This window comes from Acidobacteriota bacterium (assembly GCA_020845575.1).
Classification (GTDB): Bacteria; Acidobacteriota; Vicinamibacteria; order Vicinamibacterales; family Vicinamibacteraceae; genus Luteitalea.
Genome location: JADLFL010000076.1, coordinates 56,167 through 74,140 on the forward strand (window position 1 = coordinate 56,167; position 17,974 = coordinate 74,140).

Here is a 17,974-nt window from a genome sequence, read left to right on the forward strand (position 1 = left end):
CGCGCCCCGCAGACACGTCCCGGCCCCGGGTATCACCGAGCGTGGGGCAATGGCGACTTGACAGGTCGGCGTTGAGCGCGGTAGATTTCGACCGCAATCTTGAGACAATTCTCAAGATGTCCGGAGCCCGCCCCGCGCCGCCCCAGAAACCCATGAATCCGGCCACCCTCTCTTCGAGCGATGCCCTGACAGGCATCGTCGACGTCTACGACGCCGTTGTCAGGCGACGCCTGTGGCTGCTGGCCGGCTTGACGAGCATGCTCGTCGCCGCTTTTGCGCTCGATCTCTCCGTCGGTCCATCGCGCCTGCCGCTGGCCGACGTGATCAGGACGCTGCTCGGGTGGAGCACCGATCAGGTGCAGACGGTCATCCTGCACGAAGTCAGGCTTCCGCAAGCCCTCACGGCCGTGCTCGTCGGCGCGGCGCTCGCGCTGGCCGGCACCGAGATGCAGACCACGTTGAACAATCCGCTCGCGTCGCCGTTCACGCTCGGCATGTCGTCGGCGGCGATCTTCGGCGCGGCGCTCGCGATCGTCCTCGGCCTCTCGCTGCCCGGCATCCCGCCGCAGTGGATCGTGTCGGCCAACGCGTTCCTCTTCGCAATCGGGTCGGTGTTCATCCTCCGCGGCGCCGCGCGTCGTCAACAGGCAGGCTCGGACACGCTCGTCCTCCTCGGCATTGCCCTCTTCTTCACGTTCAACGCGCTCGTCGCGATCCTCCAGTTCGTGGCCAGCGAGCAGGCGCTCCAGCAACTCGTGTTCTGGACGATGGGGAGCCTCGCGCGATCGTCGTGGCCCGAGGTACGCGTGCTGGCGCTGGTGGTGGTGCTCGTCACGCCGTTCACCCTGCGCGCCTCGTGGCAGCTCACCGCCCTGCGGCTCGGTGAGGAACGCGCGCGCAGCTTCGCGATCGACGTGCGGCGCCTGCGCATGCGTTCGCTGCTGCGCATCAGCATCCTCACCGCGACTGCCGTCTCGTTTGTCGGCACCATCGCGTTCATCGGTCTTGTCGGGCCGCACATCGGCCGCATGCTGATCGGCGGAGAGGACCATCGCTTCCTCATTCCCGCCAGTGCGTTGAGCGGTGCGCTCCTCCTGTCGCTCGCGTCGGTGATCAGCAAGGTCCTCATTCCCGGCGTAATCGTGCCCATCGGGCTCGTCACGGCGCTCATCGGCGTGCCGTTCTTCGTCTGGCTCGTCTGGCGTCGCGGAGCTGTCGCATGACGGCCGACCAGGCGTTGCGCGTCGAGCGCCTCAGCGCCGGATACGGCAACAGGCGCGTGCTGCGGGGCGTCACGCTGCCGGCGTGCGATCGCGGCACCGTGACGGCCCTCGTCGGTCCCAACGGCGCCGGCAAGTCCACGCTCCTGCGCACGCTGGCGCGCCTGCTGCCCGCCGACGGCACCGTGCGCCTCGCGGGCGTGGATCTGCTGCACGCGAGCATCGCCGAGCACGCGGAATCGGTGGCCTTCATGCCACAGGCGATTCCACAGGGCGTGCACCTCACCGTCTTCGAGGCCGTGCTCAGCGCGATGAACGCCGCGACGCCAGAATCGTGGCTGCGTACGTCGCGCGAGAGCCGCGACCGCGTGGTGACGCTGCTCGAACGTGTCGACATGGCGCGCTACGCGCACCGCCCGCTCGACGAGCTGTCTGGTGGCGAGCGGCAACTGGCGAGCCTGGCGCAGGCACTCGTGCGCGATCCGCGCGTGCTGCTGCTCGACGAGCCGACGAGCGCGCTGGACCTTGGACACCAGGTATCGGTGATGTCCCTCATCCGCGACCTGGCGGCCGAAGGACGCATCGTGATCGTGGTGGTTCACGACCTCAATCTCGCGGTGCGATGGGCCGATCGCGTCGTGGTGCTGGACCAAGGACAGGTGGCGGCGACAGGGACACCAGACGCCGCGCTCACGCCTGATGTCCTTGCGCGGATCTACGGCGTGCAGGCGCGCGTCGAGCGCTGTTCGCAGGGGCGCGCGCACGTGCTCGTCGACGGCCTGCTCGACAGGCCGGCGCGAATCGAGGAAGAGCCATGGGCAGCAGCCCGTTAGGCCTCGACGGCGTCCTCGATCGCCGGCTCGTCGACGCGTCAGGTCGCGAGCACCGCGTGCTCGTGGCGGGGCCGAGCGCGCCGCCGCCCGATTCGGGCTATCCCCTCGTGGTGCTGCTCGATGCGCAGCACGGGTTCGGCACGATCGTCGAAGGCATACGGCTGCGTGCACGGCGTCCCGACGCGACGGGCGTTGGCCCTGCCATTGTCGTGGGCCTGAATCCCATCGTCGAGAATGCCGATCGGCACGCACGACGCGTGTTCGACTACACGCCGTGGCCGGGGCCTGACGCGGATCCGCATGCCGTCGATCTCGCGTCGGGCGGTGCGGCTGCGTTCCTGCGGTTCCTCGAGGGGCAGGTGCTGCCGCCCGTCGAGGCGCAGTATCCGATCGATGCCTCGCATCGCGTGCTGATCGGACATTCGCTCGCGGGACTGTTCACGTTGTGGGCGCTGTCGGTCGGTGCGCCGTTCACGGCCTACGTGTCAGTGAGCCCGTCGCTCTGGTGGAACGCCACCGCGTTGCGCGACGTGCTCACGCGTCGCGTGGCGAACGATGCCGACATCCGTCGCGTGATGCTCACCGTTGGCGAATACGAACAGCGGCGCGCGCCCTGGCAACCGGCCGCGGGCATCACCGACGACGCGCTGCGGCGCCGAATCGATCGCCGCATGGTCGAACACGCGTTCGAGACCGCGTCGATCGTCACGGCGGCCGGGCACGTCGTCGATTACCACGTCTTCGAGGGCGAGGATCACGCCTCAGTGCTCGCGCTCACGCTGGCTCGCGCGCTGCGGTTCACGCTGCCGCCGGCCTGTCGCATGGCGGCAACACCGTGGTCGCCCATCGGCGATCGCACGCTCGTCTCACGGAGTTCGGAAGGGTCATGACGCGTTTGATCGTGTGTGTTCGTCAGGCGCTGGTCGCAGCGCTCGTACTGGTGGTTGGCTGCGCGGTCGTCGAGGCGCAGCCGGCGCGGACGGTGCAGGATCTGCGCGGCCGGTCGGTGACGCTGAAGCGCCCCGCCACGCGTCTGCTGATCGACGACGGGCGGTACATGCTCGCGCTCGCGCTGATGCACCAGAACCCGGGCTCGATCGTCGCGGCGTGGCCGCACGACACGAACCGGTTGGGCGCGTCGGCGTACAAGCAGCTGCTGTCGCGGCAGCCGTCGCTCGGCACGCTCCCTCGGGTGGCGAGCTCTGCCGGCACGTTCTCGCTCGAAGGCGCGCTCGCCGCGCGGCCGGACGTCGCGCTGTTCACGCTCGGACACGGGCCGACTGACGCGCAGGTGAAGCAGCTCGAGTCTGCTGGCATCGTCGTCGTGTTCATCGACTTCTTCACGCAACCGGCGGCCAACCTCGAGCGCAGCCTGCTGGTGCTGGGCACCGTCGTCGGACGCGAGACGCAGGCGCAGGCGTTCGTGGCGTATCGCCGCGAGCACGTCGCGCGCATCAGGGATCGCGTAGCCGCGTCGAAGGCCCCGCGCCCGAAGGTCTTCGTCGAGGCGCACGCCGGGATGTCCGCCGAGTGCTGCAACTCGCTCGGCAAAGGCAACGTGGGCGACTACGTCACGCTCGTCGGCGGCCACAACATCGGTGGCGATGTGATCCCCGGTGCGTTCGGCCGGCTCAACGTCGAGTACGTGCTGGCGCAGAACCCTGCCGTCTACATTGCGACGGGTGGTCCGCACCTCGAGAAGACGGGTGGGCTCGTGGTCGGCCCTGGTTACTCGACCGAGCGCGCGCGCGCGTCGCTCGGCGCGATGACGCAACGGCCCGTGCTCTCGCAGCTCGGCGCCGTGAAGGCCGGACGCGTGTACGGACTGTCGCATCAGCTGCTCAACTCGCCGCTCGACCTCGTTGCCGTCGAGGCCCTCGCGGTGTGGATCCGTCCGGATCTGTTCAAGGACCTCGACCCGTCTGCCACGCTCGCCGAGATCAATCGCCGCTTCCTGGCGTTCCCGATCGAAGGTGAGCAATGGGTGGCGCTGCGCTGACAGCCCGCGCGCACATACCTCGTTCATCCTCTGGAGACTCACAATGACCGACAACGCCTCATCTTCTTCGCTGCGTGGCCGCCTGGTCCGCGCTTCGGCTGCCATGGCCATCACATCCATCGCGTTCACCGCCGCTGCGTCGGCGCAGGCTCCCGCGCGTCCGCCCGCCGCAGAGGCACCGGCCGTTGCGCCCCGTCCGCTCGTGAAGCCCGCCACGCCCTCCGTCGTGAAGACGTCGAAGGCTGGTGCCGGCGTGTACGAACTCGCCGCCAGCCCCAGCACCGGCATCGTCTACGTTGCGGCGGTGGGGAAGCGTGGCGAAGAAGGTGGCGCGAAGATCCTCGGCCTGGACGAGACGACGCTCGAGGTGAAGAAGACGATCGACGTCAGTGCCGCGCCGGCATTCGGTGTGGGCATCAACGACAAGACGCAGAAGCTGTACACGACCAACACGCGCAACGGCAACGTGTCGGCCATCGATCTGAAGACCGGTCAGACCGTTGCGACGATTGCGCTCGAAGGCTCGCCCAAGGCGCACGTGTTCCGCGCGCTGGTCGACGAGAGCAGGAATGTCGTCTACATCTCGGAGACGGCCGGCCGCGTGTGGGTGATCGACGGCGCGACGGACAAGCTGGTGGGGACGGTCGAAGGCGTGGGCAAGATGACGGTCGGCCTGGCACTCGACTCGGCGCGTAACCAGCTCTTCGCCGCCAACCTCGGATCGCAGGACGTGGCCGTGATCGACCTTGCGACAAAGACGGTGACCTCGCGCATCCCCGTCGAGGGTGGTCGTCCGACGCAGATGGCATACGACGCGAAGACGCGCCGCCTCTTCGTGTCCAACCAGCAGACGGGTGACGTTGCCGTGCTCGACGTGGCGGCGGGGAAGCAGATCAAGGCGATCCCGACCGGCGCCGGCGCGCTCGGCATCGGGTTCAGCCCGGCGAAGAACCGCGTCTACGTGGCCAACCGCATGGCGGGCACCGTCTCGATCATCGACGCCGCGACGCTCGAGGTGATCGAGGACGTCGAGGCGGGCACGCTGCCCAACACCGTGTCCATCGACACGAAGACCAACCGCGTGTTCGTCACCAACAAGGCCAAGGGCGCCCCGCGCGGCTCCACGGAACCGGCGCCCGAGGACGAGGGTGGCGACACGGTGACGCTCATCGTCCAGTGAGTCAGGCGTGAATCGAGCGATTGTCAGGCAGGTCTGGCCGGAGGCGTTCGCCCAACGGTACAGGACCGCGGGGTACTGGCGCGGCGAGACGTTCGGCGCATGGCTGCGCGAGCGGGCGCACGCGCACCCGGACCGCCTGGCGATCGTCGGCGGCGACACGCGGTGGACGTACGGTGAGTTCGACGCGCTCGTCGACCGGTACGCGTGCGGGTTCCTCGACAGGGGGATCGCGCCCGGCGATCGCGTGCTCGTGCAACTGCCGAACGTGGCGACGTTCTTCCCCGTCGTGTTCGGCATGTTCCGCGCCGGCATCCTGCCGGTCTTCTGTCTGCCGGCCCACCGCGAGACCGAGATGTCGCACTTCGCGCGCGTCGCCGAGGCGGTGGGCTACGTCGGCATCACGCGATGGGCAGGCTTCGAGTACGGACCGATGGTCGCCGCCGTGCAGGCCAACGCGCCGGCATTGACGCATGTGCTGTGGGATGGCGTCGACGTTCCTGAAGGAGCGTCGCTCGCCGACCTCGCGCAGACGCCGCCGCAGACGCTGCCCGAACGAGACCCGTCGGAAGCCGCGTTCCTGCAGTTGTCGGGCGGCAGCACCGGGTTGTCGAAGCTGATTCCCCGCACGCACGACGACTACATCTACTCGCTGCGCCGGAGCGTGGCGATCTGCGAGCTCGACGCATCGACGATCTACCTTGCCGCCCTGCCGGCGGCGCACAACTTCACCATGAGCTCGCCCGGTACGTTCGGCACGCTGTATGCCGGGGGACGCGTGGTGCTCAGTCCGTCGCCGAGCCCCGACGAGGCATTCGCGCTGATCGAGCGCGAACGCGTGACGATCACCGCCGTCGTCCCGCCACTGGCGCTCGTGTGGCTCGATGCCGTGCCCACGAGCACGCGGGATCTCTCGAGCCTGCGCGTGCTGCAGATCGGTGGCGCGAAGCTGATTCCCGAAGTAGCGCGACGTGTCGAGCCGACGCTGGGCTGCACGCTGCAACAGGTGTTCGGCATGGCCGAAGGCCTGGTCAACTACACGGAACTCGACGCCCCCGAACACATCAAGGTCCACACGCAGGGGCGGCCGATGTCGCCCGACGATGAAGTACGCGTCGTGGACGATGATGGTGCGCCGGCCGCGATGGGGACGCCTGGGCACCTGCTCACGCGTGGACCGTACACCATTCGCGCGTACCACAACGATCCCGCTGCCAACGCACGGTCGTTCACCGATGACGGGTTCTATCGCACGGGCGACATCGTCTCGCGCGACCAACAGGGCTACCTGACGGTGCTGGGCCGCGCGACCGACCACATCAACCGCGGCGGCGAGAAGGTGTCCGCCGAGGAGATCGAGGATCACCTGCTCGCGCACCCGCAGGTGCACGACGCCGCCGTGGTCGCGGTACCAGACCCGTTTCTCGGCGAGCGCAGTTGCGCGTTCGTCATCGCCCGCGAACCTCGTCCCACGGCTCCTCAGATCAAGGCGTGGATGCGCACGCGCGGCGTCGCGGCCTTCAAGGTCCCCGACCAGGTGGTGTTCGTGGATGCGTTTCCCGCCACGGGTGTCGGCAAGACCAGCCGCAAGGACCTCCGCGCCGCGCTGCGCGCCGGAACGACCACTTCCTGACTCATGGCCCTGCCGAGCATCACGTCATATCCGCTGCCCACGCAGCACGATCTGCCACCGTCGCGTGTGTCCTGGCGCCTGCGGCCGGACTCGGCGGCGCTTCTCGTCCACGACATGCAGGGCTACTTCGTGCGCGCGTTCCCAGCGGATGCCGCGCCGATGCCCGGCGTGATCGCCAACATCGCGGCGCTCATCGCGCGCTGCGACGGGCTGGGGATACCTGTCTTCTACACGGCACAACCAGGCAGGCAGGACCCGCTCGAACGCGGCCTCCAGCAGGACTTCTGGGGACCGGGGATGTCGTCGGCGCCGGAGGACCAGCACGTGATCGCGGCGCTCGCCCCGCGGCCGGCCGACACGGTGCTGACCAAGTGGCGGTACAGCGCCTTCCAGCGCAGCGACTTCGAGCAGCGCCTGCGTGCGCGCGGCCGATCGCAGCTGATGATCGCCGGCGTGTTCGCGCACATCGGCTGCCTGATCACCGCGGCTGACGCGTTCATGCGCGAGGTGCAGCCGTTCTTGGTCGCCGATGCCGTGGCAGACTTCTCGCGTGCGCATCACGACCGTGCGCTGGTGCAGGTGGCGGCGTGCAGCGGCGTGGTGCTGTCGACCGCGCAGACACTCGCCGTACTCCATGACTCGACCGCCGCGGCGCGCTGACGCGCGCGGCGTGGTTCGACTTCCTTCCGAGTGATACCGATGGCTCCCTCCTCCCTGCAGGGCATGCTCGACGATGTGGCGCAGTTGCTCGACGTTCCCGCCGACGAGATCGACGTGGACGACAACCTCGTCGATCACGGTCTCGATTCCATTCGCCTGATGCAGCTGGCACAGCGTTGGCAGGACGCCGGGCTACCCGTGAGCTTCCCCGTGCTTGCCGAGCGTCCGCAGATCTCGCACTGGTGGACGTTGGCGTCGGCGGGTTCATCGTCGTCATGACCGACGACACCACGCGCGAAGGCACGACGGAGACGACGGTGTCGGTGCGGCAGGAGGCGCGTCCGCTCACGCAGGCGCAGGCCGGCCTGTGGTACGCGCAGCGCCTCGATCCGCGCAACCCCGTCTTCAACACGGCGCAGTACGTCGAGATTCGCGGACCGTTCGACGTTGTCGCCTTCGCCGACGCGGTCGGGCGTGCCATGGCGGAGGCCGACGCGCTTGCCGTTCGCATCATCGACGAGGACGGGCAGCCGCGGCAGATCGTGGACGCGTCTCGCATCGCGTCGCTGGAGGTGGTCCATCTGCCTGGCGCGAGCGTCGACGCCGCGCAAGCGGCGATGAACGAGGACCTGCGCACACCGCTCGATCCGGCAGTCGACCGTCTTGCGCGCCAGCAGTTGTTCGTGCTCGGCAACAAACACCACGTCTGGTATCAGCGCGTTCACCACGTGGTCATCGATGGCTATGGCACGGCGCTGCTGACGGCCCGGATTTGTGACCTGTATACGGCAGCCATCAATGGCACGGCACCGACGACACCCGCGTTCGCGCCGCTCGATCCGGTGATCGATGCCGACGTGGCGTACCAGGCGTCGACGAAGCGCGAGACGGATCGCGCGTTCTGGATGGAGCGGTTGCGCGATGCGCCGCCGGCAGCGGGACTCGGCAGGAAGGTCGACGTCACGGCGCACGACTACAGGCGTGCGGCCATCGATCTCGAGGTCAGCGCCGGTGACGCACTCGGGCGCATCGCGAACGAGACAGGCATGCAGTGGCCCGACGTGCTCGCGGCGTTGTCTGCGGCGTACGTCGCCCGACATGGCGGCGTGGCCGATGTGACTGTCGGCGTTGCGGCGATGGAACGCCTGGGCACTGTTGCGGCGCGCGTGCCGGCGATGGCCATGAACATCGTGCCGCTTCGTGTGCTGGTGGACGAGGACCGGCCCATCGTCGAATGGCTGCGCGCGCTTGCGCCTGACGTGCGTCGCATGCGGCGGCACGGGCGCTATCGCGGCGAGCACCTGCGGCGGGATCTGGGGCTGGTCGGCGCCGATCGGCGCACGTATGGCGTGCTGGTGAACATCCTGCCGTTCGACGCGCCGGCACCGCTGGCCGGCGCCGAGACGACGGTGCACGTCCTCGCGACGGGCCCGGTCGATGACATCACGATCAACCTGCGTGCCGATGCATCGCTCACGCGCGTGCGAGCGGAGCTCGACGGAAACCCGCGCATCTACTCGCAATCCGAACTTGACGCACACGCGGAGCGGCTCGCGACGTTCCTCGCTCGTGCACTCCGTGCGGAACGCCTTGCAACGGTTCCGACCGTCACCGACGCGGAACGCGATCGTGTGCTCGTCGCTTTCAACGACACGCAGCACGAGGTCGAGGTCACCACGCTCGATCGCCTCATCAGCGAGAGTTGTGGCACGTTCGCCGGACGGGACGCGCTCGTGTTCGGTGAGCAGACGCTGACGTATGCCGGGCTGGCCGCAGACGTCGACGGCATGGCCGCGGGTCTGCGTGCGAAAGGCGTCGGCCGCGGCGACATCGTCGGCATCGCGCTGGAGCGGTCGCTGGATCTGATCCCGGTCATCTACGCGACGATTCGCGCGGGCGCGGCGTACCTGCCGCTCGACATGGCACAGCCCGTCGCGCGCCTGCAACGCCTGATCGACATCGCCGGGCCCAAGCTCATCGTCTCGACCGACGCGCTCGCGGAGCGTCTGCCGCCCGGCGCGCCGTACGTGACCGCCGCCGAGTTGCGAGATCGGGCGACCACAAGGGTCGCCCCTGCATCAGCATCCGACGCCGGTGGCCGCCCGCAACCGGGCGATGCGGCGTACGTGATCTTCACGTCGGGTTCCACCGGCGAGCCCAAGGGTGTTGTCGTGGAGCATGCGGCGATCGTCAACCGCCTGCTGTGGATGCGTGAGCACTACCAGGTCGGCCCTGATGACGTGCTCGTGCAGAAGACGCCAACGACATTCGACGTGTCGGTGTGGGAGCTGTTCCTGGCTGCGCTGGCAGGTGCGACGCTCGTTGTCGCGGAGCCAGACGCGCATCGCGATCCTCGGGCGATGGCGCGCCTGTTTCGCGAGCGTGGCGTGACGATGGCGCACTTTGTGCCGTCGATGCTGGCCGAAGTGCTCGATGAGCCGAGTCTCGGGACGGGCGCGCTTCGCGCGGTGATCTGCAGCGGAGAAGCGCTGTCGGCGCCGTTGCGCGATCGCTTCCACGCGCGCCTCGACGCCCAGTTGCACAACCTGTACGGGCCGACGGAGGCGGCCGTTGACGTCAGCTACTGGCCGGCGTCGCGCGAGGATCGCTCGAACCCCGTGCCCATCGGCTGGCCCGTCTGGAACACGTCGCTCTTCATCGTCGACGACAGGCAGCGGCCCGTCCCGGTTGGCGTCGCGGGCCACCTGCTGCTCGGCGGCGTGCAGCTCGCGCGCGGCTATCTCGGTCGCCCGGATCTGACTGCGGACCGCTTCGTGCCGAACCCGTTCGGCGAGGAGGGCAGCCGCGTGTACCGCTCGGGCGACCTCGCGCGCTGGCGCGAAGATGGCGCCGTCGAGTACCTCGGCCGCTCGGACTTCCAGGTGAAGATCCGCGGGCAGCGCATCGAGCTCGGCGAGATCGAGGCCGCGATCGTGAGCAGCGGTCTCTCGGTGCGCGCCGTGGTCGTTGCGCGCGAAGCACGCGGTGCGACGACGCTCGTCGCATACGTGCAGCCGTCGGATCCACAGCAGGCGTTCGACGCGGGCGTGTGGCGGCAGGCAGTGGCGGCGCGCGTGCCCGAGGCGATGGTGCCGTCGGCGTTCGTGCCGGTGACCGAGTGGCCTGTCACCGCCAACGGCAAGCTCGATCTGCGCAAGCTGCCGGAGCCGTCAGGGCCGGCGATCGCGGGACCACGGCCGTCGACAGTGAGTGAGCGGCTCGTCGCCCGGTGCTTCGCCGATGTCCTGAAGCTTGACATCGAGGCGGTGAGTGCCGACGCGGACTTCTTCACGCTCGGCGGACACTCGTTGCTCGCCGCACAGGCGGTGCGTCGCCTGCGCGAGGCGACGAGCGACGAAACGCTCGAATTGAGCGTGCTGTTCCTCAACCCGACGGTGACGGCGCTGGCCTCGCATCTCGACGCGTCGCGCGAGGTGGCGGCAGGCTTCTCGCAGACAGATACGGCACCACTCGTGCGTCTCAGTGACGGCAGACAGGATCGCCAGGCGCTGTTCTGCATCCATCCGGCCGGCGGCTTGTCGTGGTGCTACCTGACGCTCGCGCGCCTGCTCGGCGGCGAGCGTGCGGTGTTCGGCATCCAGGCGCGTGGCCTCGGAGACACGCCGCTGGCCGAGTCGCTCGACGCGTTGGCAGACGACTACGTGGCGCAGGTGCGCGCGATACAGCCCCACGGTCCGTATCATCTGCTCGGCTGGTCGATCGGCGGCATCATCGCTCACGCCATGGCTGTCCGGCTGGAAGCGCTGGGAGAGACGGTGGGCGTGCTCGCGATGCTCGATTCGTATCCGAGCGATCGGTGGCGTACCGGTAACGACGCCACCGAAGCGATGGCATTGCGCGCATTGCTCCTGATGGCCGGAGAGCATGCCGCCGAGGGCGACGGGCTCACGCGCGCGGACGTGATCGCCCGGTTGCGTGAGAGCGGACACCCGCTCGGCCTGCTGTCGGACGCGTCGCTGTCTGGCGTGCTGCGCGTGGTGCAGCACAACAACAGGCTGGTGCGGCGGCACGAGCACGCGCCGGTGCGTGCGAGACTGATGCATTTCATGGCCGATCGTGAGCACGTGGGCCATTCGACGAGCCCTGACGAATGGGCGCCGTACGTCGGCGGCGTGGACGTCCATCACGTCGACGCGCTGCACGCGCACATGACCGCGCCGGATCAGGCCCGTCTCGTGGCAGGCGTGCTCGCGCGGGCACTCGAGTCGTAGGGAGCAGCGGAGCGATGGCCGAAGACTTCGAAGGGCGGATCGCCGTGGTGTCTGGCGGCGCGAGCGGCATCGGGCAGGCCGTGGCGCGCGCGCTGTTGCGCGAGGGTGCGCGCGTGGCGATCTTCGACATCGATCCTTCAGGGGCTGGCGATCTCGCGCCGGCCGATCGCGTACACGCCGACGCGTTGGACATCAGTGATACCGCCGCTGTCGATCGCGCCGTCGATCGCGTGGAGCGCGAGTGGGGTTCCATCGATCTCGTCGTCAGCGTGGCGGGCGTGCTGCACGTCGGTCCGGTGGTGGAGATGACGTCGGCGGAGTGGCGTCGCGTGCTGGACGTCAACGCGACGGGCGTGTTCAACCTGCTGCAGGCCGCGGCCCGGCGCATGCGCCCGCGCCGGCGTGGCGCGATCGTCACGGTGAGCTCGAATGCAGCGGGCATTCCGCGTCACGGCATGGCCGCCTATGCCGCGTCGAAGGCCGCGGCGTCGATGTTCACCAAGTGTCTCGGGCTCGAACTGGCCGATGCCGGCATCCGCTGCAACGTCGTCTCGCCGGGGTCCACGCGCACGCCGATGCAGATGGCGATGTGGGAGCGCGGCACCACCGAGCTGGACGTGATTCGCGGCTCACTCGAAGGGTTTCGCACCGGTATCCCGCTCGGCCGCATCGCCGAACCATCGCAGGTCGCCGACGCCGTGCTCTACCTCCTGTCCGAACGCGCCTCTCACGTGACAATGGCCGACCTCTACGTCGACGGCGGCGCCACGCTGAGAGGGTGAGAGGAGCCTGCGGGTCACGGCCAGGGCTCGTGACGGCAGACACACGGACCTTGCAGGTTCCGCCTGTTTGCGATATTTATTTTGAGTGGTCAAAAAGAAAAGTTCTCGATATGGAACTCGGTGGTTGTTCCTGTTGGGACGCTTCTGCCCCGTTGCCCTCTGTCTCATGCCTGGCGGCCATGCCGCTGTGGCGCAGCCCCGACTGGCTGGCGACGCGTGTCCGGTCCAGGGACGCGTGGTCGATTCGACCGGCCTCCCGGTCCCGGGAACGACAGTGCTGGCCACTCCTGGCGGGATGACCGTTGCTGACGAAGGAGGGCGGTTCTGCCTGACGGGGCTGCCACCGGGCGGTCACGTGGTGGTCACCGTGTCGCTCGCGGGGTTCAGGTCCGACACGCGAACCGTGGACCTGCCCGCGTCAGGCGTGCTGCCGCCGCTCGACGTCGTGCTGGAACCCGCGGGCTTCCGCGACGACGTGGTGGTGACGTCCACGCGGACGAGTCGTCGCCTTCAGGACACGCCGGTGCGCACGGAAGTGGTCGACACGGCGCTGATGCGCGCGATTGGTGCACGCACGCTTGCCGATGCCGTCGAGTACACGACCGGTGTGCGTGTGGAGTCCAACTGCCAGAACTGCAACTTCTCGCAAATCCGTCTGCTCGGTCTCGAAGGGCCGTACACGCAGATCCTGATGGACGGTCAGCCCGTGGTGTCGTCGCTCGCGCAGGTCTACGGGATCGAGCACATCCCGCAGCGCCTGATCGATCGCATCGAGATCGTGAAGGGCGGCGGCTCGGCGCTCTACGGATCCGGCGCAGTGGGCGGCGTGGTCAACGTAATCACCCGCGAGCCGTCGCGCCGGGGCGGCCTCTTCGAGTCGCGCGTCGACGTGTCGCGCGGCCTGCCGAACTACTCCAACAGCGGTTCGTTCGACTGGGTGGCCGGCGACCAGCGGTCCAACGGCATGGTGTTCTTCCAGGTGGACGATGTGAAGCCGCTCGACGTCTCCGGCGACGGCTACACCGAGGTGTCGCGGCGCGCGTTGCGTACCGGCGGCGGCCGCGCGAGCCACTACATGCTGAACGGCCGCGGCAAGTTGAGCGGTGAGGTCACCGTGCTGAGCGAGGATCGCCGCGGTGGTGACCTGCTGCGCCTGCCGCCGGACCAGGCCACCATCGCGGAGTGGGTCGACACGCGTCGGATCGGCGTGAGCACGACGTGGTTCCACAGCATCAATCCGTCAATCGACTATCGCGTCACGCTCGCGGTCGCCGACACGCATCGCGACAGCTACTACGGCACGGGCCGCGATCCCGATGCGTACGGCGTGACCGACAACGTGCTGGTCGTTGGCGACTCGCAGGTGAACCAGTACATCGGGCGGCACACGCTCACGTGGGGAGGCCAGGCCACATGGGAGGATCTGCGCGACGTCCAGCCTGCCTACGATCGGCTCACCGACGCGATCTATCGCAATGTGGGCGTGTACGCGCAGGATGCCTGGGCGTTCGCTTCAGGTTGGGAACTCGTGTACGGCGTGCGCGCCGACAGGCACTCCGCAGTGGATCGCATCATCGCGTCGCCGCGGATGGCGTTGAAGATCTCGCCGTCGGACGTGTTGAACATCCGCGCGTCGGTCGCGCGTGGCTTCCGCGCGCCGCAGGCGTTCGACGAGGATCTGCACCTCAGCTCGGTCGGCGGTGAAGTCCGCTTCATTCGCCTCGATTCGAATCTGCGCGAAGAGCGGTCGACCAACTACATGCTGGGCGCCGAGTGGCGGCCCCAGGCCGGCCGCGGGCAGGCGCTCTTCGAGCTCAATGGCTTCTATACGGGCATGAGCGACATGTTCTTCAACCGCGAAGACGACGATCCGCGCACCAACGCGTTCGAGTTCCTCAAGGTGAACAAGGGCGACGCGCGCGTCCATGGCATGGAGGTCAATGCCGGATGGGGGATCGGTGACGAGCTCGTGCTGCAGGGTGGGCTCGTGTTCCAGCGCGCACGTCACGACCAACCAGAGCCCAACTTCGGCAGCCTCGACTTCGTCAGGACGCCGCGCCGCTACGGCAACCTGACGATGACGTGGACCAACCACAGGCTGGGCACGCTCTTCGCGGGGCTGCGCTATACAGGTCCGATGACGGTGCCGCACTACGCCGGCTTCATCGCGGAGGATACGTTGACGAACACTCCGAGCTTCGTCACGTTCGACGCGAGCGTCGCGTACCCGGTGTTCGCGTCCGGCGGGAGAAAGCTGACGCTTACGTTCGCCGGACGCAACCTGACCAACGCCTATCAGCGCGACGTCGATCAGGGTCCGCTGCGCGACAGCGACTACGTGTACGGTCCGCGCTTCCCGCGTGCGGTGAGCGTGGGCCTGAGGGTGGAGTTCTGAGAGGGCCGGCAACCGGCAACGGGCAACCGGCAACCGGTAGGGCGCAGGGCGGGTCTCGCGGCATTCTCGTGTGCGTGCTTTTGTGGCTGACCATGCCGGCGCGTGTGGTGGCACAGGAGGATCCGCAGGTGCACCTGGCGCGGCTGACGCAGGCGTTCGCGCGCCTCGACGTCGTCGACATGGATGGCCGGCGATGGACGGCGGCCGACCTCCGCGGGCGCGTCGTGGTGGTGGACTTCTGGGCCACGTGGTGCGCGCCGTGCTGGACGGAGATCCCGTGGCTGCGACGCATCCACGAGCGGTACGGCGATGGCCGCGTGCGGGTGATCGGCGTCAGCCTCGACACGACGGAGCGCCGGACGCTCGTGGCCTGGATGAACCAGCGACGCGTGGACTGGCCGCAGATGTGGGACGCGCGCGGCTATGACGGTGACCTCGCGCGCCGGTTCGGCGTCGACACGCTCCCGCGCTCCCTCCTCATCGCGCCAGACGGCCGCGTCGTCGCCACCGACCTCCGCAGCGACAGGCTGCTGACGGCTGTCGAGACGCTGCTCGAGAAGTGACGTGCGTCTCCTGACGTCCTACTCTGGTATGACCATCGCGAAACGGGCAGGCAGGACGGTCAAGGTCAGTGTGTCTCTCGACGTGGACGACCTCGTCTTGCTGCGCCGGCACGCGCGTGAGTCGCATGGGGGCAACCTCTCGGCACGCATGCCAGCGCGATCCGATGCCGTCGGCGTCAGTCCACGCGGAGCATCGTCTTGATGGCGCGGCGTTGGTCCATGGCCTTGTAGCCGTCGGCCACCTCGGCGAGGGGCAGCACCAGGTCGAACACCTTGCCCGGCTGGATCGCGCCAGCGAGCACGCGATCCATCAGGTCGGGGAGGAAGCGGCGCACCGGCGCAGGGCCTCCCAGCATGCGCTGCTGCTTGAAGAACAGTTGCTGGCCGTCGAGGTTCACGCCGTGCGGTACGCCGACGTAGCCGATCGTTCCGCCGGGGCGGCACACGCCCATGGCCTGCTCCATCGACTCGGCCATGCCCACGCATTCGAGCACCGATTCGGCGCCGACGCCGTCAGTCAGTTCCAGGATCCGGGCGACGCCTTCATCGCCGCGCTCGGCCACGATGTCGGTGGCACCGAACTCGCGCGCCAGTCGCTGGCGCGGGGCGTGACGGCTCATCGCGATGACGCGCTCGGCCCCCATCTGGCTGGCGGCGAGCACGCCCATCAGCCCCACCGCGCCGTCACCGACGACCACGACGGTTCCACCCTCGCGCACCTGGGCCGCATCCGCGGCGTACCAGCCTGTGCCGAGCACGTCGGACACCGCCAGCATGTGCGGAATCATGTCGGCATCTGGCATGTCGGCTGTGGCGACGAGCGTACCGTCGGCCAGCGGCACGCGTGCGAACGGGGCCTGCGCGCCTGTCATGAACTCACGCTGTACGCACGACGACTGGAAACCGAAATTGCAGTGTGGGCAGGTGTTGTCGGACAGGCAGAACGAGCCGACCACGAACTGGCCCGGCTTCACCGTCTTCACCTCCGACCCGACCTCGACCACCACGCCGCAGTACTCGTGACCCATGTGCGCCGGGCCGTCCTGCGCAGACAAGCCACGATACGGCCACAGGTCGGAACCGCAGATGCAGGTGGCGGACAACGTGATGATGGCGTCAGTCGGCTTCTCGATCCTCGGATCGGGGACCTGCTCGTAGCGGACGTCGCCGGGCGCGTGCATGACGGTTGCGTACATGGGGGCGCTACTCCTGTGTGGGGGATTGGTGACGCCCATGGCGGTCATCAGCGCGATGCGCACCTGGCGCCCGGCCAGTGCCGCCAGCACGTTGCGCACGATTCCTCGACGACGTAGCAGCCGATGCTCCCGCTGGCGCCCACGCACACACGGTCAGTTTCGTTGGACTCATGTCAGGCTCCTTTGCCGCGCCACGGCCGCGGCATGTTCAGCGTGGTGCGGCATCCAGCACCTTCGCCAGCGCCTCGCGCGCACGCCGGCCGTTATCGGCGCCGCCACGCTCGTCGAGCACCCGCACGGCCTGCTGCATCTGCGTGACCGTCAAGCCTACGTTCAAGCTGATGCGCAGATGCGATTGCAGTTGCGATTCCGCACCGGGCAGGGCCGACAGGAAGCCCACGGTGGCCAACTCGCGGTTCTGCCAATCGAGGTTGTCGCGCGCGAAGATATCGCCGAACAAGTGGGACTTGAGGTACTCGTCGATGGCGGGGGCGAACTCGAAGACCGGCCCTGTGACCGGCCCACCGACCAGCCTGGTCTGGTTGGCCGTGCCGGCGGCCAGCAGTGCGTCTCCCTTGGGGATGGCAGTGCTGGGCCCACGCCCCGGTGCATCCGCGACGCCGCGCTGCGCGCGTGCATCGAGGACCTGCATCAGCGCCGTGAGCGCGTTGAGGCTGCGCGGGAACCCGGCATAGGCGTAGAGCTGTATCAGGATCTCCCTGCAGTCGCTGACGCTCAGGCCGGCATCGAGTCCCTGGTGCAATGCCGTGTTCAGCCGGTCGATGTCGCCTGCCGCCGCGAACGCCGCGATGGGCAGGATCGCCTGCTGGCGCGCGGCGAGGGTGTCGGTAGCCGGGGACGGGCGTTGTGTCGTCATGGTTCGTGACTCCTGTGCCGGAGACGTGCCTGCCAGGGCACTGCCGGAGGTCACCAGGACGCCCGACGCCAGTGCGAATGCGACGAGGCGGCGTTCAGTGGTGTGCATTGCTCACCCCAGGTCCGCCAGCGCGTCGCAGGGTGTGGCCAGGTCCTTCAACGCGGTACGACGGTTCACGGTGCGAGTCTCCGTATCTCGGGCCCTCGCAGGCCTCGACCAGACGCGAGCGTAGCGTGCTCCCGTCCTGAAGGGAAGACACAAGAACGGCAAGGGGCTGTGAATGAAATGCACCAATGGCCCGCGACCGATTGAGCGACGCGAGTATCACTCGCCCGCGCACGTGCGTCAGCGTGTGCGGGTCAGGTCTGCGGTCTGGTGACGAGCGACACCCTGTTCAGCTCTCGCGC

14 protein-coding genes are annotated in these 17,974 nt (G+C 68.5%); 12 read left to right on the top strand and 2 right to left on the bottom strand.

Annotated features, from left to right (window positions below; genetic code table 11):
- Positions 1-152: 152 nt before the first annotated feature.
- The 12 genes from IT182_19385 (at position 153) to IT182_19440 (ending at position 15,494) form a co-directional block, all read left to right on the top strand.
- Positions 153-1,223, top strand: a complete 1,071-nt coding sequence (locus IT182_19385) for an iron ABC transporter permease (protein ID MCC6165515.1) — start codon at positions 153-155, stop codon at positions 1,221-1,223.
- Entirely contained in the window at positions 1,220-2,053 is an 834-nt protein-coding gene (locus IT182_19390) for an ABC transporter ATP-binding protein (GenBank protein ID MCC6165516.1), read from the top strand. Before IT182_19385 ends, IT182_19390 begins: the two co-directional genes overlap by 4 nt.
- A complete protein-coding gene (locus IT182_19395; protein ID MCC6165517.1) occupies positions 2,035-2,943 on the top strand; it encodes an alpha/beta hydrolase in 909 nt (302 codons plus the stop codon). The genes IT182_19390 and IT182_19395 overlap by 19 nt, the downstream gene beginning before the upstream one ends.
- Positions 2,940-4,052: an ABC transporter substrate-binding protein gene (locus IT182_19400; protein ID MCC6165518.1), complete on the top strand. Its 1,113-nt coding sequence runs from the start codon at positions 2,940-2,942 to the stop codon at positions 4,050-4,052. The genes IT182_19395 and IT182_19400 overlap by 4 nt, the downstream gene beginning before the upstream one ends.
- 103 nt (positions 4,053-4,155) lie before the next feature.
- The gene (locus tag IT182_19405; protein MCC6165519.1) at positions 4,156-5,232 is read left to right on the top strand and encodes a YncE family protein; all 1,077 of its coding nucleotides are present in this window, start codon (positions 4,156-4,158) and stop codon (positions 5,230-5,232) included.
- 7 nt (positions 5,233-5,239) lie between these two features.
- The gene (locus IT182_19410; protein ID MCC6165520.1) at positions 5,240-6,862 is read left to right on the top strand and encodes an AMP-binding protein; all 1,623 of its coding nucleotides are present in this window, start codon (positions 5,240-5,242) and stop codon (positions 6,860-6,862) included.
- Positions 6,863-6,865: 3 nt separating this feature from the next.
- The gene (locus tag IT182_19415) at positions 6,866-7,522 is read left to right on the top strand and encodes an isochorismatase family protein (GenBank protein MCC6165521.1); all 657 of its coding nucleotides are present in this window, start codon (positions 6,866-6,868) and stop codon (positions 7,520-7,522) included.
- Between the two features lie 39 nt (positions 7,523-7,561).
- Positions 7,562-7,801 carry an isochorismatase gene (locus IT182_19420; protein MCC6165522.1) on the top strand — a complete coding sequence of 80 codons (240 nt, stop codon included), beginning with the start codon at positions 7,562-7,564 and terminating at the stop codon, positions 7,799-7,801.
- Positions 7,798-11,754: an amino acid adenylation domain-containing protein gene (locus tag IT182_19425; protein MCC6165523.1), complete on the top strand. Its 3,957-nt coding sequence runs from the start codon at positions 7,798-7,800 to the stop codon at positions 11,752-11,754. Before IT182_19420 ends, IT182_19425 begins: the two co-directional genes overlap by 4 nt.
- Positions 11,755-11,768: 14 nt before the next feature.
- On the top strand, positions 11,769-12,536 hold the full coding sequence (locus tag IT182_19430) for a 2,3-dihydro-2,3-dihydroxybenzoate dehydrogenase (protein MCC6165524.1): 768 nt from the start codon (positions 11,769-11,771) through the stop codon (positions 12,534-12,536).
- A 187-nt stretch (positions 12,537-12,723) separates the two neighbouring features.
- Positions 12,724-14,931, top strand: coding sequence for a TonB-dependent receptor (locus tag IT182_19435; protein ID MCC6165525.1), 2,208 nt, complete (start codon positions 12,724-12,726; stop codon positions 14,929-14,931).
- Between the two features lie 74 nt (positions 14,932-15,005).
- Complete coding sequence (locus IT182_19440; GenBank protein MCC6165526.1) at positions 15,006-15,494, top strand: TlpA family protein disulfide reductase; 489 nt, start codon at positions 15,006-15,008, stop codon at positions 15,492-15,494.
- Between the two features lie 176 nt (positions 15,495-15,670).
- Here IT182_19440 and IT182_19445 read toward each other — a convergent pair whose 3' ends face one another.
- On the bottom strand, positions 15,671-16,690 hold the full coding sequence (locus IT182_19445; protein ID MCC6165527.1) for a zinc-dependent alcohol dehydrogenase family protein: 1,020 nt from the start codon (positions 16,688-16,690) through the stop codon (positions 15,671-15,673).
- Between the two features lie 208 nt (positions 16,691-16,898).
- Positions 16,899-17,567: a carboxymuconolactone decarboxylase family protein gene (locus IT182_19450; GenBank protein MCC6165528.1), complete on the bottom strand. Its 669-nt coding sequence runs from the start codon at positions 17,565-17,567 to the stop codon at positions 16,899-16,901.
- Positions 17,568-17,974 lie beyond the last annotated feature (407 nt).